Source organism: Acetomicrobium mobile, assembly GCF_937920065.1.
Genome location: NZ_CALETC010000118.1, coordinates 1 through 19765, shown reverse-complemented (window position 1 = coordinate 19765; position 19765 = coordinate 1). Strand labels below are relative to the sequence as shown.

Genomic DNA, 19765 nt, shown 5'->3' with positions numbered 1-19765 from the left:
ATCTTAAACACCTAACGCCAAGAGCTTGAGCTCTTCTTCAAAGCCGAATAAACAGCCCCGGCCTCTCTTAGGGCATTCAACTCCTCAAGCGCTTTACCTGTACCCAGGGCTACGCATTCCAAGGGTGAATCAGCCACATAAGTATGAATGCCCGTTTGTTCGTATATGAGCTCCGGCAATCCTTGAAGTAAAGCTCCTCCTCCCGTTAGCGCGATCCCTCTGTCAATAATATCGGCAGAAAGTTCCGCTGGCGTTAGCTCGAGTACGCGCCTAATACTTCGAATTATGGATGCAACGATGTCTTCGATTGCCTCTCGGACGTCATCGGTCGTCAACTCAACTTGTCTTGGCAGGCCCAGAACCACATCTCGGCCCTTTACGATCATTGTCCTTGCCTTATCATTTGAAATTTTGCAGCAGTTTCCAATAGATATTTTTAAGGCTTCAGCAGTCTGTGAACCTATTTCCAGGTTATATTTCTTTCGGACATATCTTATTATTGCCTCATCCATAGCATCACCGCCAAGGCGCGGGGACTCGGCAACCACAAGTCCTCCAAGGGAGATGACCGCGATATCGGATGTTCCTCCACCGACATCCACGATCATGTTGCCTCTCGGTTCTTCGATTGCAAGCCCGGCGCCTATTGCCGCGGCCATAGGTTCCTCAATAAGGTATGCTTCTTTGGCTCCAACCTCCAAGGCTGCCTCCAATACAGCCCTTCTTTCGACATCGGTGGCACCCGAAGGCACCCCGATCATCACTCGATGGCGTAAAAACTTATTGATGCCGGACAAAACTTTTTTCAGGAAATGTCGTATCATGGCCTCCGTCATGGTGTAATTGGCGATGACTCCGCTTTGAAGGGGACGCACTGCTACGACGTTACCCGGCGTTCTGCCAAGCATTCTTTTTGCCTCCGAGCCAACGGCCAAAATCTTATTCGTGTTCTGATCTATGGCAACCACCGATGGCTCCCTCATAACCACTCCTTTACCTTTTATGTAAATCAATATCATGGCCGTTCCCAAATCTATGCCTATATCCATGCCCAACACCTACGGCAACCTCCTTCTATCTTTTAAGGCTAAAAACGAAATTGCGGGCGACAGCAATGTACTCCGTGATATTCCAGCGCAATGGGTCATACTGAACCTGCCACAGAAAAAGCCCCTTAGCTGGAGCAGTAAGCCCCGCGTCTTCGCGGGATCCTTCTTCCAAAAGCCTGCCAACATCCGATAAACTTTTACGACCCATTGCTATTTGATCCATTGTACCAATAATAATCCTAACCATGTTCGTCAAAAAAGACCTTCCTGTTATCGTCACCTTTACTGCAAAACCGTCAGTTTCCATCCCAGCCTCAATTATAGTACGTCGCGTATTTGACGGACGATCGGCCTTCCTGCAAAAGGCACCAAAATCGTGACAGCCTTCTATCATCGTTAAAAAGGACCTTGCTTTTTCCATGTCCCAAGCATTTTTGTTCCACCAAAGGTACTTATTTAAATGAGGAAGCCTGGATTCGCCCTTCCATATAAAATAAACATACTTTCTCCAGAGGGCGCTTTTTCTCGCATTGAAATCATTACTTACAGAAGCCACATCGAATACACCAATAGTGGGAGGCAAATTCGCTTGCAGCGCCCTTCGCAGACTTCGCGAATCGTGAGGCCAACACATATCGAAATGAATAACTTGTCCCAGTGCATGGACGCCACTGTCAGTTCTGCCTGCGCATGTTACTTTAACATTTTCTTGATTTAGAATAGATAAAGTTTCTTCCAAAACGGCCTGTACTGTCAAAAGATTCCTTTGTCGTTGAAAACCGTGAAAGGCTGAACCGTCATAGGATATCAACGCAGCATAGCGAGTCAAAGCACCCACTTGTCCAGCACCACCCCGCTTGCACAAGTCAAAAGGACGGTCAACAAGTAAAGCCCATCGGATAAAGTCCAACGTAAGGGTTTCATCCTGCTGCGCCCAATGCCCCCGCGGTAACATCTGGCCTCCATTGCAATGGCCAAGTCGTCTGCCCTCTGAAACACGATGACGAAAAGGGGAACCAGTACAGGTATGAAGGCCTTAAATCTTTTTATGAGGTTCCCGCTATCAAGGTCAGCGCCTCGTGCCAACTGAGCCTTTATTATTTTATCTGTCTCGTCAAGAAGTGTAGGTATGAAACGCAGGGCTATCGTCATCATCATGGCGAATTCATGCGCGGGTACGTGAAAACGCTTAAAAGGCGAAAGCAGGGATTCTATTCCGTCGGATAATTCAATGGGGCTCGTTGTCATCATGGTTATATTGGCAAATAATATTAAAAACAAAAGCCTCAGTCCCATCTTAATGCTGGCAGCGAGACCTTCTTTTGTTATGGATATGAAGAAAATCTTGAATAATTCTTCACCGCTGGCAAATAACAAATTTATTAAGACTGTGAAAATTATCAATATCAAGACCGGTTTTATTGAGGCCATAATCGTCTTTAACGAAAGCTTACTCAAAGCACTTATCGCGATTAGAACGACAAACCACAAAAAATATGGCCAAAGGGAAGTGCTCGCAAGAAAAACGGAGGTTATCAATGCTATGGCACTTAAGATCTTGGCCCTTGGATCTAATGAATGCACAAAAGATTGGGTTGGGACGTATTGCCCTAGAGACAGGTGTTCTAAGAAAGGCATGAAGACACCTCTTTTTCGATGTTCTCTAGTAAAATATCTTCCCTCCACGTAAGAGGGACATTTAAACCCGCTCGCCGCAAATGCAGCGCAAATTCCAAAATATCCGGAAGCACAAGGCCCTTTGCCGGCCTATCGATGAGATCCTCGACAACTTCGCCGGGAGGTCCGCATAATTTCTTTCGTCCATCTTCAAGTATTAACAATCTATCGCAATAGTCAAGAACCATCTCAATATCATGGGTGATTTGTACTATGGCCACACCTCTGCCTTTAAAGGCTTCAAGAACGGAAAACAAACCTTGTCTGCCCTTAAAGTCAAGCCCGGCCGTTGGTTCATCTAAAACCAGATAGGAAGGTTCGGTCACAACGATGGACGCTAAAGCCACTTTTCTTCGCTGCCCTCCAGACAGCTCAAAGGGGTTTCTTGAAAGCACCTCTTCATCGAGATCAAAGATCTCCAAAGCTTCCTTTATCTTTCTGAGAGCCTCCTCCTCGGGAATGCCAAAGTTCTTGGGAGCATACATCATCTCCTCCAAAACAGTCTCCGCAAAAAGCTGATGTTCTGGGTATTGGAAGGCAAGACCAACCTTACGTCGCACTGATTTAAGATGAGGAGCCTTGGGATAAAGCTTCAATCCATCCACGAAAACCTCGCCTTGAGAGGGAAACAGCAATCCGTTAAGCATTTGAGCCAAAGTGGTCTTTCCGCTACCGGTATGCCCCACTATGGCCACCCATTCTCCCGATTCAACAGAAAATGAGACGTTACTAAGCGATACCGTCTCCAATGGAGTATCTTTATGATATATATAACTGACGTCACGTACCTCTATCGACATAACTTTTGCACCACATTTTCAGCCATATCTTCAGCACGAGGAAAAACCTCATCATCAAGGAGGCCCCTTGTCTTAAGATCCCGACAGAGCCTGAAGATAGCCGGTTCCTTTATTCCAAACTCTACCAGTTTTGAGTCCTCTAAAACATCACCTAATCTTCCATAGAAGGTTAATTTACCCTGTCCAAGTACGGCAACGTAATCTGACATTAAGATCTCTTCTACTCTATGGGTAATCGTGACTACTGTCATGCCACCGTCATGCAGTTTCTTTAAGACCTCCATCAAATCTCTTCTGCCTTCAGGATCCAACATGCTAGTGGCTTCATCCAAGACTATGCACTTAGGTTTCATGGCCAGCGCTCCCGCAAGGGCCAAACGCTGTTTTTGGCCGCCTGAAAGAGCATATGTGGGTTTTTGCGCAAATTCAGCAAGGCCAGTCACGTCCAATGCCCAATTGACGCGCCCTTTTATTTCCTCGCTTGATAACCCGAGGTTTTCTGGACCAAAAGCCACTTCTTCTTCTACTACGGAAGCCACGATTTGATTTTCAGGATTTTGAAATACCATGCTCACGTTTTTTCTTATTTCCCAGTGCAAAGATGAGTCTTTCGTGTCATTTCCCAACACGAAACAAACGCCCCGCGTTGGCAGTAGCAGGGCGTTTAAATGTTTCGCCAGGGTAGACTTACCCGATCCGTTATCCCCAACGACCGAAACCCACCATCCGGCTTCCACGTCCATTGTTATTCCCGAAATGGCAGGTCTCTTTGTATCGGGATAATAAAACGTTACATCCCGTAAAGAAAAAATCCTCTCTTTGCTCATATTTAATTACTGAACAAACTCGATGATCGCTCTCGGGGCAGCGTCTCCCTTACGATAACCTAACTTCACTATTCTGGTATAGCCTCCCGGGCGATTGGCATAACGAGGCGCCAACTCATTGAACAACTTCAATGTCGCCTCTTTGTTTCGCAATCTAGATATGACGATTCTTCTGTCATGCAAACTTCCGCCCTTAGCTCGAGTTACCAACTTTTCCACGAATCTCCTAAGCTCTTTGGCTCTCGGCAACGTGGTTTCTATGCTTTCATGAACGATAAGGCTTGCTGCCATGTTTATGAGCATCGCATTTCTATGAGCGCTGTAGCGCCCAAGCGTCCTAGAGCGTACCCGATGCCTCATCCTTTACTCCTCCTTGCCTTTGTTTTCACCTGAATCGTTTCCGGTGTTGTCATCCTTTTGACCCTTGCCCTCCTTTGATTCTGCCTTGATAGAACTCAAAGTCAGGTCAAAGGCCCCAAGTTTTTCTTCTATTTCCTTTAATGAAATCTTTCCTAGGTTGCGAATCTTCAAGAGATCTTCTCTCGTGTATTGGATCAAATCTCCGATTGTACGAATACCCGCACGAAGTAGACAGTTCTCGCTCCTAACAGACAGTTCCAGGTCGCGGATGGGCCGTGATAGCAAGGGGTCCACTTCCTCTTCTTCGGAGAGTGCCTGCAATGCCCCAACTTCCTCTGGAGCAGACGGTTTCTTCACCAAGAGAGAAGCAATGTGGCTGAAATACTGATTTAATATCTTAACTGACTCGAGAAAGGCCTTCGTAGGTGCTATGGTTTCGTTAGTCCACAATTCAACCAGCAAGCTCTCGTAATCCGTACGCTGACCGACCCTTGCGGCGCTAATGCTATAATTAGCCCTCAAAACCGGCGAGAACACCGCATCTATTAACAACACGTCCACGGGCAGATAGTTAGGCCTGGGCCTGTCCATGGTAAAGTAGCCAACGCCTCGTTCCACGTAAAGGTCCATGCCTAACTTATGACCTTCTTCCAAGGTGCATATATAGGCCTCAGGATTCGGAAACTCCACCTCGCTGTCGGGAACTACATCTGCGGCAGTCACGATCTTTGGCCCCTGCGCCTCGAGCCTGAGTATTCGCACCTCTTCGCTATGTGATATAACAGCCAGTTTTTTGATATTTAAAATAACCTCTAAAACGTCCTCTACTACGCCGGGCACTGTGCTGAACTCGTGCAATACGCCATCTATTCTAATGGCAGAAACAGCAGCTCCCGATATGGACGACAGCAAAACGCGCCTAATGGCGTTCCCTAAAGTCACGCCATAACCCCTTTCCAAGGGTTCTATCCTTATTCGCCCATAACCCGAACTGCATTCTTCAATATTAATATCCGGCACAACGCGTTCCAAACTAATCCTCTCCTTAATAATTATCGAGCGTAGAACTCGACGATGAGCTGCTCGTTGACAGGAACATCAATTTGCTCTCTCGTTGGAAGGGATATTACTCTCCCCTCCATGCGTTCCGCCTGCAATTCCAGCCATTCGGGCGTGGTTCGAGCCGAAGCTACCTCCAGGTTTTCTTTGATTATGGGTATATCTCGGCTCTTTGAGGCAATTCCTATGACATCGCCCACTTTTACCAAAGCGCTTGGTATATCTAACCTCTTGCCATTAACTGTTATATGGCCGTGAGAGACCAACTGCCGAGCTTGCGCTCTGCTTGAGGCAAAGCCAAGACGATAAACTACGTTGTCCAAACGTCGCTCTAGCAATTGAATAAAATTATGGCCTTTTTGCCCAGCCATCCTGCTCGCATTCTCAAAGAACCTCTCAAATTGTCTCTCAGTCATGCCGTACATTCTCCTGAGTTTTTGCTTTTCGTGCAATCGGAGTCCGTATTCACTAAATTTTCTGCGTCTATGGCTGTGTTGCCCTGGAATAGTGTTCCTTCGCGCTATGGCACATTTCTCCGAATAGCATCTATCGCCCTTTAAGAAAAGTTTAACTCCTGCCCTGCGACACAATCTGCAGGAAGGACCTGTATATCTGCTCATATCGTGATCTTTCCCTCCTTCGACTCCAAACTAAAATTATACTCGTCGTCGCTTTGGAGGACGACACCCGTTGTGCGGAATTGGGGTGGCATCCTTTATCATGTTTATTTGAAGACCTGCCGCCTGCAGGCTTCTGATGGCCGATTCTCTGCCGGGCCCGGGGCCTTTAACTATAACATCAACCTCAACCACTCCGTGATCTTGTGCCTGCTTTGCGGCTGTTTGAGCTGCCATTTGAGCAGCGTAGGGAGTGGATTTACGCGTTCCCTTAAAGCCAACCGTTCCTCCCGATGCCCACGCGATAACACCGCCTTGTTTATCGGTTATGCTAATGATCGTGTTGTTAAAAGTGGAGTGGATACGGGCAACGGCATAATTTATATTCTTTCTTTCTTTTCTCCTCGTGCGCCTCTTGGTGCTTTTAGCCACTCAATTTCCCTCCTTAAATAATAACTTCTCTTACTTCTTCATTGTGGCTTTTTTCTTGCCAGCAATAGCCCTCCTAGGGCCTTTTCGGGTACGAGCGTTCGTTCGAGTGCGCTGTCCCCTGACAGGAAGACCCAATCGATGCCTCAGTCCTCGGTAACAACCGATATCCATCAATCGCTTGATGTTGGCACTGACTTCACGCCTAAGGTCTCCTTCGACCTTATAGTTGTTCTCTATCTCCCTTTGTAATTTATTGATCTCTTCCTCGGTAAGATCTTTCACCCTGGTGTCCGGATTAATACCGGTGGCAGCCAGGATATTTTTTGCTGAAGGAAGGCCTATTCCATAAATATAGGTCAATGCTATTTCGATTCTCTTATCTCTGGGCAAATCAACCCCTGCTATTCGAGCCATGCCCGATTACCTCCTTACACCCTGTCGTTGTTTATGTTTCGGATCTCTTTTACATATTATCCATACCCTTCCGTGGCGTCGAATAACCTGACAATGCTCACAGATAGGTTTCACAGAAGGTCTGACTTTCATTATTCTACTTCCCCCTTTAAAGCTACTTATATCTATATACAATTCGCCCTCTTGTCAAGTCATAAGGCGATACTTGAACCAGGACTTTGTCTCCCGGCAAGATTCTTATGAAGTGCATTCGCATCTTACCCGAGACATGAGCTAGCAATATATGCCCGTTTTCAAGCTCCACCTTAAACATTGCATTAGGCAACGGCTCAAGCACCGTACCCCGTAACTCGATGACATCTTCCCTCGCCATGCGCGCTGACCTACCCCCTCTTAATTAGAACCCTTCTTTTCGTAGTACACCAACAATTGTTGGTGTATCCACTCATCGCTAATCTCACGATTATCTTCCAGACGCTCCTTCAATTCGCGTAAGTGCCAATTGGTAGCCTGAAGATGTTTAGGGTTTTTTGGCTTCGGGCGGGTTATGGAACGGTGCTTGCCGTCAGCCACATAAACCCGATTATTCAATGCATCCTTGCCTATTATTACATAAAATGTGCCCTTATCCTTTCCCTTTTTAGAGATGACGACCCTGCCTATTTCAAAATCCTCGAGATCCAAGATCGTCACTCCCACGGTGTAAGTATGACTCCGCCATCCTCGGTAATAAGCACGGTATGCTCAAAATGTGCCGCGTCTGAGTGATCGGCCGTGGCAACGGTCCATCCATTGTCTAAAACGATCACTTCCTCGTTTTTCCCCGCTATTACCATTGGCTCTATGGCGAGGGTAAAGCCGCTTTTAAGCACAATCCCGTCACCCTGTCTCCCAAAATTTAGAACTTGGGGCGCCTCATGAAGGTTTCTTCCTATGCCATGCCCGGCGTAATCTCGAACAAGCCCATAATTCTGCGAAGTTACGAAATGCTCAATGGTATATCCCACATCACCTAATGTGCTACCGGCCTTTGCTGTTCTTATAGCTCTATATAAAGCCTCTTTCGTCACCTCAAGCAGTCTGGCTCTGCTTGCGCTCACGCTTCCAACAGGATAGGTGCACGCGGCATCGCTAAAGTAACGCTCAAAACAGGCACCTACATCTATGCTTACAATATCTCCTTCCATTAATATCCTGTTCGGATCTGGAATGCCATGAACTATCTCGTCATTGATAGAAACACAGATGCTCCCCGGAAAAGGACAGGGCGCGCCCGGGAAAGAATAGCCTTTGAATGCAGGAACTCCGCCGCTTTTAGTTATCATCTCCTCAGCCCTGACATCTAAGCTCCTGGTATCCACTCCAGGTCTTATGAGGTCATTCATGAGCTTTAATACATCTGCTACAATCAATCCAGCTCGTTTCATTCTCTCGATTTCCCATTTTTTCTTAATTCGAATCATCTTTACCTCCACATAAACCTTCGATGGCGCGCAAAACTTCATCGCTCTCCAAAGAAGCATCGACAGCGATGAGATTGCCTTTATCTTTGTAATAAGCCAGCAAGGGAGCTGTTTCTTTTTCGTATACCTTTAGGCGCTGTCTTACGACATCGGGCTTATCGTCATCGCGCTGCACCAACTTGCCGCCACAATTTTTGCAGCAATCTTCACTCGGGTAATCTTCGTTGTAGACATTATAAATCGCATTGCAGTTGGGACAAACCCGCCTACCTGACAGGCGTCGCACCAACGTTTCTTCGTCGGCATCGAAGAACACGACAGCATCAAGTACAATCCCTTCGGATTTCAAAAGCTCGTCCAAGGCCTCCGCTTGTTTGACCGTTCTGGGAAACCCATCTAAAATAAAACCTTTTTTAGAGTCTTCTTTCTTAAGCCTTCTTCTAACCATTTCTATGATCAATTCATCGGGCACTAAACGACCAGAATCCATATAAATTTTGGCCTCTTTGCCCAACTCAGTTTCATTTCTAACGTGTTCGCGCAGCATATCGCCCGTCGATATATGTGCTATTCCGTATTTAGCAGCCAGCTTAACCGCTTGGGTTCCCTTTCCCGCGCCAGGTGGACCTAAAAATATCATGCGCAACTTCCTTCCTCCTTAATCACGTTAATTACAGTCGAAGTATTCCGCCTGCTTTCCCCTTCCGCCTCACAAGGCCCTCGTAATGGCGCATGAGCAACTGGGCCTCGATCTGTTGGACGGTTTCCAGCGCTACGCCAACAACGATCAACACTGCAGTGCCTCCAAAGTAAAAAGTGGTTATACCAAGCATTTGCGTCAATAACGAAGGAAGTAGGGCAATGACTGCAAGAAATATCGCACCCCCAAGGGTAACTCTGGACAATACCCTTTCAATGTAATCTGCTGTAGGCCGACCTGGCCTGATGCCGGGGATGAAGCCTCCATATTTTTTGAGGTTATTGGCTACCTCTATGGGGTTAAACACGACGGCCGTGTAAAAGTAAGTAAAAAAGATAATTAATAGCACGTAAAGAATCATGTAAATCGGACTGCTTGGAGAAAGTACCTTAGATATAGTTTGTGCAAAACTGGCAGAAAAAAATCTCGCAATGGTAGTAGGAAACAGCAAAACGGAAGAAGCAAAGATTATCGGGATTACCCCTGCACTATTAACCCTTAAAGGTATGAACGTAGATTGGCCACCGTAAATCTTATTTCCGATGACTCGTTTAGCGTATCGAACAGGCAAACGCCTTTGGCCTTCTTGAAGTATGATACAACCAGCGATGACTACTATCATGATAGCACCAGCTATTATCAGAGTGAGAAAGTTCATTTCACCAGCACGAAGCAAGACGAATGTCCTAACAACGGACTCCGGTACGCGCACAACAATCCCGGCAAAAATCAAAAGCGATATCCCGTTGCCTATGCCGTGATCGGAGATCATCTCTCCAAGCCACATGACAGCTATAGAACCTGCGACAAGCGTAATGACGGCGACCAGTACAGAAACACCGCTCACATAAATGATGTTCATGCTCTTGAGCCACAATACCATGCCCACTGCCTGAATGGTGGCAAACAATATGGCCAATACTCTGGTGTACTGGGTAATTTTTCGCCTACCTTCTTCGCCTTCCTTTTGCATTTTTTCAATGGCAGGCACCACAACAGCCAAAAGCTGCATAACGATGCTTGCATTTATATAAGGGGTCACTCCGAGAGCAAATATGCTGAATCGACGAAGCGCACCGCCAGCAAAAAGGTCGAACAAACCTAGAACCCCACCCTGTTCGAACAAGCTTGCCATCGCCTTCGCGTCCACTCCCGGCGTAGGAATGTGTGCCCCTAAGCGAAACACAAACAAGATCCCAAGGACAAATAAGATCTTGCTTTTTAAATCGGGCAGGCGAAACACGTCACGCAGGGCGCTAAACACCTAAATCACCTCTGCCTTGCCGCCTGCTGACTCGATCTTAGCTTCAGCATTCGCACTAAACATGTGCGCCTTCACTACAAGCGGTTTCGTGATATCGCCCTTTCCTAACACCTTCACTGGGACGAAAGCATCTTTTATCAGACCCGCTTCGTACATTTGCTCCGGCGCAACAACGCTGTTTGGCTCAAATTTCTCCTCCAGGGAAGAAATATTTATATATTGATACCTCTTAGCAAAACGGGCGTTATTAAATCCACGCTTTGGGATCTTTCTAACTAGAGGCATTTGTCCGCCTTCAAATCGTATCGGTATGTTTCCGCCAGCTCGAGATTTTTGCCCTTTACATCCACGAGTGGAGGTACCGCCATGCCCGCTTGCTCTACCTCGCCCTACCCTTTTGGGCTTCTTTTTTGCACCTATCGGAGCGCGCAAATCGTGTATACGCATTTCCATTCCCTCCCAACTAACTAATCGACCATGTCCCAAACTATAAGGTGTTCAACAGCGCGTATCATGCCCCGAATTTGAGGAGTGTCCTCATGTATCACGCTTTGATTTAATCTTTTAAAACCTAAAGCTCGTATGCACTTCTTTTGTCTTTCTGGGCGACCTATGGTGCTTTTTTTCCAGGTAACACGAATCTTGGGCATATGCCATCACCCCCGCTAAGCCTGTTCGCTTTTTCCGCGCAATCTCATTATTTCATCGGGATTACGCAAGGCTTTGACCGCCTCAAGTGTAGCATAGGCGACATTAATCGGATTTGACGTCCTTCCTATGACCTTGGTCAACACGTCTTTAACTCCGCCCAACTCCATAATGGCACGCACAACGGCTCCTGCTATGACGCCTGTTCCAGGAGCAGCTGGCCTCAACAACACTTTTGCCGCCCCAAAGTTGGCTATCACAGGATGCGGAATGGTGTTGCCTACTTTTTTGACTTCAACAAGATTTTTCTTAGCCTTTTCGATACCTTTTCGCACTGCTTCCGGTATTTCTCTTGCCTTCCCAAGGCCAACGCCTATATAGCGATCGCCATCGCCTACCACTACGAGGACGCTAAACTTAAACCTCTTTCCACCCTTTACCACTTTGCTGACTCTATTTATAGCGATAACCCTTTCAGTGAGTTCCACGCCTTTTGGTATCGTTATCCTAACCATGCAAAGACTCCCCCTTTACAACTTCAATCCAGCATCGCGAGCAGCATCTGCAAGCGCCTTGACTTTGCCGTGATAGGTATGGCCACCACGATCGAAGACGACTTCCTTAATGCCTTGCTCTGTCGCTCTCTTTGCGATAAGCTGTCCAACTGCTTTAGCTGCCGCAAGGGAACCTGGGTTCGTCTGAAGAGGCTTGAGTTCCTTGTCCAGAGTGGAAGCGGAAACTAAGGTGCATCCCTGCTCGTCATCAATCACTTGCGCATATATATGTTTTAGGCTCCGAAATACGCAGAGTCTCGGCTTTTCGGAAGTACCATGGACTTCTTTCCTAATCCTCTTATGCCGAAAAAGGCGCATCTCATTACGCGTTTTACGCTTAATCAAATTGGCCCACCTCCCTTATGCAGCGCTAGCCTTACCAGCTTTGCGCTTAACAACTTCACCAACATATCTAATTCCTTTGCCTTTATAAGGCTCAGGTGCCCTGAAAGATCTTATTATCGCAGCTACTTGTCCGACCGCTTGTTTATCTGCCCCTGAGACTTTTATCTTAGTCGGACCATCGGTCGTAACGGCCACTCCTTCTGGGGGTATGTATTCAACGGGATTAGAATAGCCCAGATTGAGCACGAGCTTTTGCCCCTGCATTTGCGCCCTATATCCCACTCCAACCAACTCAAGCTCCTTTTCGAACCCTTGAGTCACACCGTGGACAATATTGTTCAACATCGCCCTAACGAGTCCATGAAAGGCTTTCGTTTTTTTGTCTTCACCTTTCCGAGTAACCTTTATATACTCATTGGTTAGTTCTACATCGATGTTGGGAAGCAAATCAAAGCTCAACTCCCCTTTTGGACCTTTTACCCTGACAGTACGACCGTTCAGGGTAACGCTTACCCCCTTTGGGATGGGTATCGGTTTTCGTCCAATCCTAGACAACATCCTCACCCCTTCTACCACACGTAACATAGGACTTCCCCGCCGAGGCCCTTTTTTCTGGCCTCCGCATCAGTCATTAGTCCGCTTGAAGTCGATATTATCGCAATTCCAAGCCCACCAATAACTTTAGGTATATCCCTGCTATTGACATATATGCGCCTTCCGGGCTTGCTAACTCGACGCAACCCCTGAATTACGCGTTCCTTATTGGGTCCATAGTTCAAGTATAACCGCAATATCTGATAAGGCTTCCCAGGTTCGTTTATCACTCTAAAATTCTTGATGTAACCCTCTTCCTTCAATACTCGCGCTATACGATGCTTTATGTTGCTCATCGGCACATCCACCATCTCGTGGTAGGCCATGTTCGCATTGCGTATACGCGTTAGCATGTCAGCAATCGGATCTGTAACATACATTGCCGATCCTCCTTTATTTCATAGGGCTACCAGCTGGACTTTACGACGCCGGGTATTTTTCCCTGTCGCGCCAAATCCCTAAAACAGCACCTACACATGTTAAATTTCCTTATAAAAGCCCTAGGGCGACCGCAAAGGGGACATCTGTTGTACTTTCTCACCTTAAACTTTGGTTCTCTTTGGGCTTTTATCTCAAGAGCTTTCCTTGACATCTGATCTTGACCTCCTCATCATTGCCTAAAGGGCATTCCTAGCTCTTTTAGCAACCCGTAAGCTTCCTCATCCGTATTTGCCGTCGTCGTGATGCTCACGTTCATGCCCCGGATGCGCAAAATATCGTCGTAATCGATTTCTGGAAAGATCAACTGCTCCTTTAAGCCCAAGTTATAGTTTCCTCGCCCATCCAGTCCTTTGCGCGATACACCTTGGAAGTCCTTTATTCTCGGCAAAGCGAGCGATATTAGTCTGTCCAAGAATTCCCACATCCTTGGGCCTCTCAGCGTTACACAGCAAGCTACAGGCATGTCCTTTCTGAGCTTAAAGCCAGCAACAGACTTCTTTGCCCTTTTTAAAACCGGCCGTTGTCCCGTAATCATAGCAAGTTCGTTCATAGCCGCGTCTAGATACCTTATGTCCTGTTTCGCTTCGCTAACGCCTATGTTCACGACGATCTTTTCGATCCTTGGCACTTGCATGACGTTCTTGTAATTGAAGTTTTTCATCATGCGCGGAATAACTTCACTTCTGTATTTTTCAAGTAATCGCGGAACCATTTACTTGTTCCCCCTCAACTTAAAGCTTATCAACTATTTCGCCACACTTCTTGCAAAGGCGAACCTTGCGTCCGTCCTCTAAAAACGCACGAGATACCCGTGTCGCTTTTCCGCAGGCAGGACAAACCAACATAACCTTGTCCACATGAATCGGGGCTTCTTGGCGGACAATCCCGCCTTTAGGATTTTTCTGCGAAGGTCTAGTATGCTTGGTAACAATGTTTATGCCCTCGACCAATACCATGCCTCCTGACGACATGCGCCGCAAAACCTTGCCTTCTTTCCCCTTATCTTTACCTGAAATTATGCGGACAAGATCTCCTTTTCTAATTCGCATCTTAGACATAAGCCATCCGCCTCCTCAAACGACCTCGGGGGCTAGCGATACGATGCGCGTATAGCCTTTATCCCTTAATTCTCTGGACACAGGACCAAATATGCGCGTACCACGCGGATTCCCCTGGTTATCGATTATCACAGCTGCGTTATCGTCAAATCGAACATAGGTTCCGTCCCGCCGCCTAATTTCCTTTCTCACACGCACTATAACGGCGCGCACAACATCGCCTTTTTTTATTTTACTGTTCGGTATAGCCTCTTTAACGGAGGCAATAATCACGTCACCTACAGTACCATACCGTCTTTGACTTCCTCCCGTGACTTGGATGCATCTGATTTTCTTCGCACCCGAGTTATCGGCCACGTTCAACATTGTACGAAACTGTATCATGGCCTTTATTCCTCCTCGACAGCCTCAGTATGCTCCAAGAGAGGAGCACGCTCCAAAATTTTTACGACTTTCCATCTTTTTCTTCGTGAAAGTGGTCGCGTTTCCTCAATTAAAACTTTATCGCCCATTAAGCATGCGTTCTCTTCGTCGTGAGCCATGAATTTCTTGCTTTTTAGGACAGGCTTGTGATAGAACGCGTGCTTTGCTATTCTGTCTACCCTGACCACAACGGTCTTATCCATCTTGCTGCTGACTACAATTCCTCTTTTGACTTTTCTTTGAGCTTTACGCCCCTCCATCGAACTCCCTCCCTTAACTCAATACCGAGGAGCGATCTCGCCCGGTTTCTTTCTCTCGCATGATAGTGAGTATCCTGGCAATAATTCGCTTCACTTCTGTTATCCTAGCAGTGTTGGAAAGTTGACCAATCGCGTGCTGAAAGCGAAGATTGTACAACTCTTTTTTGTATTCTTTATGCTTATCCTTTAACTCTTCAACGGTCATGTCACGCAACTCTTTAGGCCTCATTGTCCTCCACCACCTATTTCTTCCCTTTCAACCACTCGTACCTTAATGGGCAACTTATGCGCAGCTGAACGGAACGCTTCTTCTGCTACTTCCCTGGGAACTCCTGCCACTTCGAAGATCACTCGTCCTCGTTTAACTGGAGCAACCCAAAATTCCGGGTTACCTTTGCCCTTACCCATTCTCGTCTCTAAAGGTTTCTTCGTATATGCAACGTCAGGGAAAACTCTTATCCAGAGCTTACCGCCCTTCTTCATCTTGCGTGTTATGGCAATACGTGCCGCCTCGATTTGCCTGGCCGTTAACCAGATGTTTTCGAGGGCCTGCAATCCATAATCTCCGAAGGCGACCGTTGCGCCACCCTTCGTCCTGCCTCGCAAAGGCCTACGAAAAGGTTTTCTGTACTTGACTCTTTTTGGCATCAACATAACCACTTCACCTCCTCTCGCTCGCAACCTCATCGCGAGGTCTTTCTTCGAGCGAGGGTAATACATCTCCGTTATAGATCCACACCTTTACGCCTATAATGCCGTACATCGTCCTGGCTTCAGCGAATCCGTAATCTATATCTGCCCTCAAGGTTGATAACGGTAATCGGCCCTCCAGATACCACTCTCGCCTGGCTATCTCCGCACCGCCCAAACGACCGGAACATTGGGTTTTAACGCCCAGAGCACCTGCTTTCATTGCGCGAAATATAGCTTGTTTCATGGCCCGCCTGAAGGAAACCCTTCTCTCTAAAGCAGATGCTATACCTTCAGCGACTATTTGAGCGTTCTTATCGGGATCTTTAATTTCTTGCACATTGATCATGACCCGGGAACCAGTAATTTTCTGAAGTTCATCACGAACTTCCTGTATTTCGCTTCCACCTCTGCCTATGACAACTCCGGGCCTTGCAGTCCAAATCGTAAATCGTATAACATTTCCAATTCTTTCTATCTCGACCGCTGAAACACCGGCATGTCCCCATCTATTCTTTATCCACTTTCGCAACTTGATATCTTCATGCAATTGTTTGGCAAAATTCTTTTTGTCGGCATACCATCGAGACTCCCAGTCACGGATGATGCCTAGACGATAACCAACGGGATGAACCTTTTGTCCCATCTTTATACCTCCTTACTTTTCAGCCACTACTATGGTAATGTGACAAGTTCGGTGATTGAAGGGATGAGCCCTTCCCATTGAAACAGGCTTCCATCTTTTTAAAGTGGGGCCTTCATCCGCGACGGCCTTAACCACGTAGAGTTCGTCCACGCTCAAGCCAAAGTTGTGATCTGCATTGGCAATAGCACTGTTTAATGTTTTTTCAATATAGCGTGCTGCTTTTTTGGGACAATAGCGCAAAATTAAGAGCGCCTCATCCGCCTTCTTGCCACGGATCAATGACAAAACTTGTCTAGCCTTAAAGGGTGAAATTCTAACTTGTCTGGATACAGCTCTTGCTTCCATCTTTACTCACCCTACCTTATCCTAGTCCTGCGCTCTTGACCTGCGTGTCCGCCAAATTTGCGCGTTGGAGCAAACTCGCCAAGTTTATGACCCACCATATTCTCACTTATATAAATCGGTATATGAGTGCGTCCGTTATGAACCGCGATCGTATGTCCAATCATGCTTGGGACTATCGTCGATCTCCTGGACCATGTTTTAATGACTCGCTTCGTTCCGGTCGCATTCATTTCCTCAATCCTTTTTAGCAACTTTGGGTCCACATAAGGACCTTTTTTCACCGAACGGGGCATAAGTTAATTCCCTCCCTTACGAAACTTTCCTGCGGCGAACAATATACTTGTTCGAGGCCTTCTTGGGCTTTCGAGTTTTATACCCCTTAGCTGGAATTCCGGTAGCTGAAACGGGATGCTTGTTCGACTTCGTTCTGCCCTCACCACCGCCCAAGGGGTGATCGACGGCATTCATGGCTATAGGTCGAGTGCGAGGCCTTCTCCCAAGCCATCTTTTCCTGCCGGCTTTTCCGTGAACTTCGTTTTCGTGTTCGACGTTACCGACCTGACCGACCGTAGCAACGCATTCTTGCAAGACGTATCTTATTTCGCCGCTCGGCATCCTAAGCAATACGTACTTGCCCTCTTTTGCCATGATCTGAACCTGAGCTCCTGCCGAACGAGCCATAACTCCGCCTCTGCCCGGCTGCAACTCCACATTGTGAACAAATGTACCAACGGGTATATCACGCAACTTTAAAGCGTTGCCCGGTCTGATATCAGCCTTTTCGCCCGCCATAATCTGGTCTCCTACTTTTAAACCCACAGGTGCCAGGATATAGCGCTTCTCTCCATCGATATAATGTATAAGCGCAATCCTCGCGGACCTATTGGGGTCGTACTCGATTGCGGCCACTTTCCCGGGAACGCCAATTTTGTTTCTCTTGAAATCAATCATTCGATAGAGCCTCTTGTGTCCGCCTTCGCGATGACCGGCTGTTATCCTTCCTGCGTTATTTCTTCCAGCCGACTTTTTTTTCGGTGAAACAACTAGGCTTTTCTCGAAATCTTTCCTGGTAATTTCAGAAAAATCCGTAGTAGCCATTTGGCGTCTACCAGGAGTCGTGGGCTTGTATTTCTTAATTCCCATTGGACTTCCCCCTTCAAATCGTCCTAGCGCCCTCGAAGAACTCAATGCGTTCGCCCGGGGCTAACGTAACGATCGCTTTTTTCCACCTTCTCGAGCGTCCTAAAAATCGCCCAAGGCGCTTTGGTTTCGGTTTTATGTTGACAGTATGGACCTTTTCAACTTTCACTTTAAATATTTCCTCTACAGCTTTTTTAATCTCCACCTTGTTTGCCCCTGGGTGCACTTCAAAGGTGTACTTGTTATAAACCATGTGACGGCTACTTTTCTCGGTAATTATAGGCCGCAGTATTATATCGTATGCCGTTAACTTCACGCCGAGTACACCTCCTCTAATTTTTGTGCCGCGTCTTTCGTGAGTATCAGATGCTCGTGGTTCAAGATCTCATAAACGTTGATGCTATCTACGTGCAAAACCTTTGTCCCAGGTATGTTTTTAGAAGCCATGTAAAGATTAGGCATAGACTCGTGTATTACGATCAAAGGCTTTTTTTGAACGTCAGCGCTTGCAAGAAAGGCACACATATCTTTAGTCTTGTGCGACATGGATTCGATGCCTTCGACCAAGAACAATTTGTTTTCCCTTACCTTCAAGCTCAATGCGCTCTTGATGGCCAAACGCCTGACCTTTTTATTAACCTTCTGATCGTAGGAACGCGGCTTAGGCCCATGCGTAACTCCCCCTCCAACCCATATAGGAGAGCGTATGCTCCCGTGTCTGGCCCTTCCGGTGTGTTTTTGCCTCCACGGCTTTCTTCCGCCACCACGAGCTTCTCCTCTTGTCCTCGTCGAATGGGTACCTTGTCTTTGTGCTGCCAAATAAGCTACAACAACCTGATGCATGGCGGAAACATGAATTCTGGCCGCAAAAACCTCATCGGCAAGGGCAACTTCGCCCACCTTTTGTCCATCGATTCCAATTACATCGACAGTAGGCATAACTAGCCCTCCTTTTTATGCACCATAACAAGGCCATTACGTGGCCCTGGAATGGCTCCTTTAATCAATAGCAAGTTGTTTTCTTTGTCTATCGCCACGACAGTAAGGTTTTTAACGGTTACCCTTTCGTTTCCCATACGACCAGGCATGGCTTTTCCCTTAAAAACATGGCCCGGGGAACTGCTGGCCCCCGATGATCCTGGTTTTCTGTGAAACAAAGAAGTGCCGTGGCTCGCAGGACCGCCTCCAAGGCCGTGCCGTTTTACGACGCCTGCAAAACCTTTGCCCTTGCTAGTCCCAGTTACGTCCACAATTTCGCCTTCCTTAAAGATGGACACATCGATGGTCTGACCGACCTCGTAGGCCGTAACGTCATCTACGCGAAACTCTCGCAACCAACGTTTTGGTTCAATGCCCGTCTTTTTAAACATTCCTTGCAATGGTTTATTTAACTTATTTAGTTTAGCCCTTCCAAAACCTAAAACTATAGCCGAATACCTCTCAACTTCCGGTTTCCTCAATGCAACGACGGTACACGGACCTGCTTCTACAACGGTCACGGGCACCGCTATACCTTCGTCGTCAAATATTTGGGTCATACCCACTTTATAACCTAATATTCCCAAACTCATCCAAATTTCTCTCCTTTCAGCTCAGAGCTCCCCTACAGTTGTATTTGTATATCTACCCCTGAGGGGAGGTTCAGCTGCATCAGCGCTTCCATAGTCTTCTGTGTAGGATCAATTATGTCTATTAGTCGCTTGTGAGTGCGCATCTCAAACTGCTCACGCGCGTCCTTGTCCTTATGCGGCGATTTTAGCACTGTATATTTATTAATTACGGTCGGCAAGGGTATGGGGCCTGAAACCTTGGCCCCCGTTCTTTTGGCCGTTTCCGCAATCTGCAGCGCCGAAGCGTCTAAAACCCGATGATCAAAGGCCTTTAACCTAATCCTTATGTTTTGAGCCATTCCACGTCCCCCCTTTCACCTTAAGGGGATTACTCAAGTATCTCGGTCAC

At 47.0% G+C, this 19765-nt stretch carries 37 protein-coding genes; all 37 read right to left on the bottom strand.

Annotated features, from left to right (window positions below; all coding sequences use genetic code 11):
* Positions 1 to 11: 11 nt before the first annotated feature.
* The 37 genes from Q7P41_RS05110 to rpsJ are packed head-to-tail and all read right to left on the bottom strand — an operon-like array spanning position 12 to position 19715.
* Positions 12 to 1058 (bottom strand): rod shape-determining protein, encoded by a 1047-nt coding sequence (locus tag Q7P41_RS05110; protein ID WP_303882689.1) that lies wholly within the window; start codon positions 1056 to 1058, stop codon positions 12 to 14.
* A 16-nt stretch (positions 1059 to 1074) separates the two neighbouring features.
* The gene (truA, locus tag Q7P41_RS05105; protein ID WP_303882687.1) at positions 1075 to 1887 is read right to left on the bottom strand and encodes a tRNA pseudouridine(38-40) synthase TruA; all 813 of its coding nucleotides are present in this window, start codon (positions 1885 to 1887) and stop codon (positions 1075 to 1077) included.
* Positions 1875 to 2687, bottom strand: a complete 813-nt coding sequence (locus Q7P41_RS05100) for an energy-coupling factor transporter transmembrane protein EcfT (protein ID WP_303882686.1) — start codon at positions 2685 to 2687, stop codon at positions 1875 to 1877. Before Q7P41_RS05100 ends, truA begins: the two co-directional genes overlap by 13 nt.
* Positions 2675 to 3526, bottom strand: a complete 852-nt coding sequence (locus tag Q7P41_RS05095) for an ATP-binding cassette domain-containing protein (RefSeq protein ID WP_303882684.1) — start codon at positions 3524 to 3526, stop codon at positions 2675 to 2677. Before Q7P41_RS05095 ends, Q7P41_RS05100 begins: the two co-directional genes overlap by 13 nt.
* The gene (locus Q7P41_RS05090; protein ID WP_303882682.1) at positions 3517 to 4353 is read right to left on the bottom strand and encodes an ATP-binding cassette domain-containing protein; all 837 of its coding nucleotides are present in this window, start codon (positions 4351 to 4353) and stop codon (positions 3517 to 3519) included. Before Q7P41_RS05090 ends, Q7P41_RS05095 begins: the two co-directional genes overlap by 10 nt.
* A 6-nt stretch (positions 4354 to 4359) precedes the next feature.
* Positions 4360 to 4713, bottom strand: coding sequence for a 50S ribosomal protein L17 (gene rplQ, locus Q7P41_RS05085; RefSeq protein ID WP_303882681.1), 354 nt, complete (start codon positions 4711 to 4713; stop codon positions 4360 to 4362).
* 3 nt (positions 4714 to 4716) lie between these two features.
* Positions 4717 to 5745 (bottom strand): DNA-directed RNA polymerase subunit alpha, encoded by a 1029-nt coding sequence (locus tag Q7P41_RS05080; protein ID WP_303882679.1) that lies wholly within the window; start codon positions 5743 to 5745, stop codon positions 4717 to 4719.
* A 20-nt stretch (positions 5746 to 5765) separates the two neighbouring features.
* Positions 5766 to 6392 (bottom strand): 30S ribosomal protein S4, encoded by a 627-nt coding sequence (gene rpsD, locus Q7P41_RS05075; RefSeq protein ID WP_303882678.1) that lies wholly within the window; start codon positions 6390 to 6392, stop codon positions 5766 to 5768.
* A gap of 36 nt (positions 6393 to 6428) precedes the next feature.
* Complete coding sequence (gene rpsK / locus Q7P41_RS05070; RefSeq protein WP_303882677.1) at positions 6429 to 6821, bottom strand: 30S ribosomal protein S11; 393 nt, start codon at positions 6819 to 6821, stop codon at positions 6429 to 6431.
* Between the two features lie 30 nt (positions 6822 to 6851).
* A complete protein-coding gene (rpsM, locus tag Q7P41_RS05065) occupies positions 6852 to 7235 on the bottom strand; it encodes a 30S ribosomal protein S13 (RefSeq protein ID WP_303882676.1) in 384 nt (127 codons plus the stop codon).
* 6 nt (positions 7236 to 7241) lie between these two features.
* Positions 7242 to 7367 carry a 50S ribosomal protein L36 gene (gene rpmJ, locus Q7P41_RS05060; RefSeq protein WP_303882663.1) on the bottom strand — a complete coding sequence of 42 codons (126 nt, stop codon included), beginning with the start codon at positions 7365 to 7367 and terminating at the stop codon, positions 7242 to 7244.
* Positions 7368 to 7389: 22 nt separating this feature from the next.
* Positions 7390 to 7608 carry a translation initiation factor IF-1 gene (infA, locus tag Q7P41_RS05055; protein WP_303882662.1) on the bottom strand — a complete coding sequence of 73 codons (219 nt, stop codon included), beginning with the start codon at positions 7606 to 7608 and terminating at the stop codon, positions 7390 to 7392.
* A gap of 20 nt (positions 7609 to 7628) precedes the next feature.
* The gene (locus Q7P41_RS05050) at positions 7629 to 7928 is read right to left on the bottom strand and encodes a KOW domain-containing RNA-binding protein (protein ID WP_303882692.1); all 300 of its coding nucleotides are present in this window, start codon (positions 7926 to 7928) and stop codon (positions 7629 to 7631) included.
* Entirely contained in the window at positions 7925 to 8698 is a 774-nt protein-coding gene (gene map, locus Q7P41_RS05045) for a type I methionyl aminopeptidase (RefSeq protein ID WP_303882661.1), read from the bottom strand. The genes Q7P41_RS05050 and map overlap by 4 nt, the downstream gene beginning before the upstream one ends.
* Complete coding sequence (locus Q7P41_RS05040) at positions 8685 to 9344, bottom strand: adenylate kinase (protein ID WP_303882659.1); 660 nt, start codon at positions 9342 to 9344, stop codon at positions 8685 to 8687. Before Q7P41_RS05040 ends, map begins: the two co-directional genes overlap by 14 nt.
* Before the next feature lie 25 nt (positions 9345 to 9369).
* Entirely contained in the window at positions 9370 to 10662 is a 1293-nt protein-coding gene (secY, locus tag Q7P41_RS05035) for a preprotein translocase subunit SecY (RefSeq protein WP_303882658.1), read from the bottom strand.
* The gene (gene rplO, locus Q7P41_RS05030; RefSeq protein WP_303882656.1) at positions 10663 to 11109 is read right to left on the bottom strand and encodes a 50S ribosomal protein L15; all 447 of its coding nucleotides are present in this window, start codon (positions 11107 to 11109) and stop codon (positions 10663 to 10665) included.
* A 20-nt stretch (positions 11110 to 11129) separates the two neighbouring features.
* Entirely contained in the window at positions 11130 to 11312 is a 183-nt protein-coding gene (gene rpmD / locus Q7P41_RS05025) for a 50S ribosomal protein L30 (protein WP_303882655.1), read from the bottom strand.
* Between the two features lie 15 nt (positions 11313 to 11327).
* On the bottom strand, positions 11328 to 11825 hold the full coding sequence (rpsE, locus tag Q7P41_RS05020) for a 30S ribosomal protein S5 (RefSeq protein WP_303882654.1): 498 nt from the start codon (positions 11823 to 11825) through the stop codon (positions 11328 to 11330).
* Positions 11826 to 11840: 15 nt separating this feature from the next.
* Entirely contained in the window at positions 11841 to 12209 is a 369-nt protein-coding gene (rplR, locus tag Q7P41_RS05015; RefSeq protein ID WP_303882653.1) for a 50S ribosomal protein L18, read from the bottom strand.
* 15 nt (positions 12210 to 12224) lie between these two features.
* Positions 12225 to 12764 (bottom strand): 50S ribosomal protein L6, encoded by a 540-nt coding sequence (rplF, locus tag Q7P41_RS05010; RefSeq protein ID WP_303882691.1) that lies wholly within the window; start codon positions 12762 to 12764, stop codon positions 12225 to 12227.
* Between the two features lie 14 nt (positions 12765 to 12778).
* A complete protein-coding gene (gene rpsH, locus Q7P41_RS05005) occupies positions 12779 to 13183 on the bottom strand; it encodes a 30S ribosomal protein S8 (RefSeq protein WP_303882651.1) in 405 nt (134 codons plus the stop codon).
* A gap of 26 nt (positions 13184 to 13209) precedes the next feature.
* The gene (locus Q7P41_RS05000; RefSeq protein WP_303882649.1) at positions 13210 to 13395 is read right to left on the bottom strand and encodes a type Z 30S ribosomal protein S14; all 186 of its coding nucleotides are present in this window, start codon (positions 13393 to 13395) and stop codon (positions 13210 to 13212) included.
* Between the two features lie 18 nt (positions 13396 to 13413).
* Positions 13414 to 13956, bottom strand: a complete 543-nt coding sequence (gene rplE, locus Q7P41_RS04995) for a 50S ribosomal protein L5 (protein WP_303882648.1) — start codon at positions 13954 to 13956, stop codon at positions 13414 to 13416.
* 19 nt (positions 13957 to 13975) lie between these two features.
* Positions 13976 to 14302: a 50S ribosomal protein L24 gene (gene rplX, locus Q7P41_RS04990; protein WP_303882647.1), complete on the bottom strand. Its 327-nt coding sequence runs from the start codon at positions 14300 to 14302 to the stop codon at positions 13976 to 13978.
* A gap of 15 nt (positions 14303 to 14317) precedes the next feature.
* A complete protein-coding gene (gene rplN / locus Q7P41_RS04985) occupies positions 14318 to 14686 on the bottom strand; it encodes a 50S ribosomal protein L14 (protein WP_303882645.1) in 369 nt (122 codons plus the stop codon).
* Positions 14687 to 14691: 5 nt separating this feature from the next.
* Complete coding sequence (gene rpsQ, locus Q7P41_RS04980; RefSeq protein WP_303882643.1) at positions 14692 to 14985, bottom strand: 30S ribosomal protein S17; 294 nt, start codon at positions 14983 to 14985, stop codon at positions 14692 to 14694.
* Positions 14986 to 14998: 13 nt separating this feature from the next.
* A complete protein-coding gene (gene rpmC / locus Q7P41_RS04975; RefSeq protein ID WP_303882640.1) occupies positions 14999 to 15214 on the bottom strand; it encodes a 50S ribosomal protein L29 in 216 nt (71 codons plus the stop codon).
* Positions 15211 to 15639 carry a 50S ribosomal protein L16 gene (gene rplP, locus Q7P41_RS04970; RefSeq protein ID WP_303882638.1) on the bottom strand — a complete coding sequence of 143 codons (429 nt, stop codon included), beginning with the start codon at positions 15637 to 15639 and terminating at the stop codon, positions 15211 to 15213. Before rplP ends, rpmC begins: the two co-directional genes overlap by 4 nt.
* Before the next feature lie 7 nt (positions 15640 to 15646).
* Positions 15647 to 16321: a 30S ribosomal protein S3 gene (gene rpsC / locus Q7P41_RS04965; protein ID WP_303882636.1), complete on the bottom strand. Its 675-nt coding sequence runs from the start codon at positions 16319 to 16321 to the stop codon at positions 15647 to 15649.
* Positions 16322 to 16333: 12 nt separating this feature from the next.
* Complete coding sequence (rplV, locus tag Q7P41_RS04960; protein WP_303882633.1) at positions 16334 to 16666, bottom strand: 50S ribosomal protein L22; 333 nt, start codon at positions 16664 to 16666, stop codon at positions 16334 to 16336.
* A gap of 11 nt (positions 16667 to 16677) precedes the next feature.
* On the bottom strand, positions 16678 to 16959 hold the full coding sequence (gene rpsS, locus Q7P41_RS04955) for a 30S ribosomal protein S19 (RefSeq protein ID WP_303882632.1): 282 nt from the start codon (positions 16957 to 16959) through the stop codon (positions 16678 to 16680).
* Positions 16960 to 16975: 16 nt separating this feature from the next.
* Entirely contained in the window at positions 16976 to 17809 is an 834-nt protein-coding gene (gene rplB, locus Q7P41_RS04950) for a 50S ribosomal protein L2 (RefSeq protein WP_303882631.1), read from the bottom strand.
* Between the two features lie 13 nt (positions 17810 to 17822).
* Positions 17823 to 18122, bottom strand: a complete 300-nt coding sequence (rplW, locus tag Q7P41_RS04945) for a 50S ribosomal protein L23 (protein ID WP_303882630.1) — start codon at positions 18120 to 18122, stop codon at positions 17823 to 17825.
* Entirely contained in the window at positions 18119 to 18745 is a 627-nt protein-coding gene (gene rplD, locus Q7P41_RS04940) for a 50S ribosomal protein L4 (RefSeq protein WP_303882628.1), read from the bottom strand. The genes rplW and rplD overlap by 4 nt, the downstream gene beginning before the upstream one ends.
* Positions 18746 to 18747: 2 nt before the next feature.
* Entirely contained in the window at positions 18748 to 19377 is a 630-nt protein-coding gene (gene rplC / locus Q7P41_RS04935; RefSeq protein ID WP_303882626.1) for a 50S ribosomal protein L3, read from the bottom strand.
* 32 nt (positions 19378 to 19409) lie between these two features.
* On the bottom strand, positions 19410 to 19715 hold the full coding sequence (gene rpsJ / locus Q7P41_RS04930; protein WP_303882624.1) for a 30S ribosomal protein S10: 306 nt from the start codon (positions 19713 to 19715) through the stop codon (positions 19410 to 19412).
* Positions 19716 to 19765: the final 50 nt, after the last annotated feature.

Coding starts and splice junctions, on each gene's coding strand:
- Q7P41_RS05100 (WP_303882686.1), bottom strand. CDS start 2,687: ATGCCTTTCTTAGAACACCTGTCTCTAGGGCAATACGTCCCAACCCAA.
- rplN (WP_303882645.1), bottom strand. CDS start 14,686: ATGATACAGTTTCGTACAATGTTGAACGTGGCCGATAACTCGGGTGCG.
- rplP (WP_303882638.1), bottom strand. CDS start 15,639: ATGTTGATGCCAAAAAGAGTCAAGTACAGAAAACCTTTTCGTAGGCCT.
- Q7P41_RS05090 (WP_303882682.1), bottom strand. CDS start 4,353: ATGAGCAAAGAGAGGATTTTTTCTTTACGGGATGTAACGTTTTATTAT.
- rpsM (WP_303882676.1), bottom strand. CDS start 7,235: ATGGCTCGAATAGCAGGGGTTGATTTGCCCAGAGATAAGAGAATCGAA.
- rplQ (WP_303882681.1), bottom strand. CDS start 4,713: ATGAGGCATCGGGTACGCTCTAGGACGCTTGGGCGCTACAGCGCTCAT.
- rpmD (WP_303882655.1), bottom strand. CDS start 11,312: ATGCCCAAGATTCGTGTTACCTGGAAAAAAAGCACCATAGGTCGCCCA.
- rpsC (WP_303882636.1), bottom strand. CDS start 16,321: ATGGGACAAAAGGTTCATCCCGTTGGTTATCGTCTAGGCATCATCCGT.
- map (WP_303882661.1), bottom strand. CDS start 8,698: ATGATTCGAATTAAGAAAAAATGGGAAATCGAGAGAATGAAACGAGCT.
- rpsH (WP_303882651.1), bottom strand. CDS start 13,183: ATGTATGTTACAGATCCGATTGCTGACATGCTAACGCGTATACGCAAT.
- infA (WP_303882662.1), bottom strand. CDS start 7,608: ATGGCGAGGGAAGATGTCATCGAGTTACGGGGTACGGTGCTTGAGCCG.
- Q7P41_RS05095 (WP_303882684.1), bottom strand. CDS start 3,526: ATGTCGATAGAGGTACGTGACGTCAGTTATATATATCATAAAGATACT.
- rplX (WP_303882647.1), bottom strand. CDS start 14,302: ATGTCTAAGATGCGAATTAGAAAAGGAGATCTTGTCCGCATAATTTCA.
- rpsJ (WP_303882624.1), bottom strand. CDS start 19,715: ATGGCTCAAAACATAAGGATTAGGTTAAAGGCCTTTGATCATCGGGTT.
- rplD (WP_303882628.1), bottom strand. CDS start 18,745: ATGCCTACTGTCGATGTAATTGGAATCGATGGACAAAAGGTGGGCGAA.
- Q7P41_RS05000 (WP_303882649.1), bottom strand. CDS start 13,395: ATGTCAAGGAAAGCTCTTGAGATAAAAGCCCAAAGAGAACCAAAGTTT.
- rplO (WP_303882656.1), bottom strand. CDS start 11,109: ATGCGTATACACGATTTGCGCGCTCCGATAGGTGCAAAAAAGAAGCCC.
- rpmJ (WP_303882663.1), bottom strand. CDS start 7,367: ATGAAAGTCAGACCTTCTGTGAAACCTATCTGTGAGCATTGTCAGGTT.
- rplB (WP_303882631.1), bottom strand. CDS start 17,809: ATGGGAATTAAGAAATACAAGCCCACGACTCCTGGTAGACGCCAAATG.
- rpmC (WP_303882640.1), bottom strand. CDS start 15,214: ATGAGGCCTAAAGAGTTGCGTGACATGACCGTTGAAGAGTTAAAGGAT.
- rpsQ (WP_303882643.1), bottom strand. CDS start 14,985: ATGGAGGGGCGTAAAGCTCAAAGAAAAGTCAAAAGAGGAATTGTAGTC.
- rpsS (WP_303882632.1), bottom strand. CDS start 16,959: ATGCCCCGTTCGGTGAAAAAAGGTCCTTATGTGGACCCAAAGTTGCTA.
- rpsD (WP_303882678.1), bottom strand. CDS start 6,392: ATGAGCAGATATACAGGTCCTTCCTGCAGATTGTGTCGCAGGGCAGGA.
- rplC (WP_303882626.1), bottom strand. CDS start 19,377: ATGAGTTTGGGAATATTAGGTTATAAAGTGGGTATGACCCAAATATTT.
- rplV (WP_303882633.1), bottom strand. CDS start 16,666: ATGGAAGCAAGAGCTGTATCCAGACAAGTTAGAATTTCACCCTTTAAG.
- rpsE (WP_303882654.1), bottom strand. CDS start 11,825: ATGGTTAGGATAACGATACCAAAAGGCGTGGAACTCACTGAAAGGGTT.
- rplE (WP_303882648.1), bottom strand. CDS start 13,956: ATGGTTCCGCGATTACTTGAAAAATACAGAAGTGAAGTTATTCCGCGC.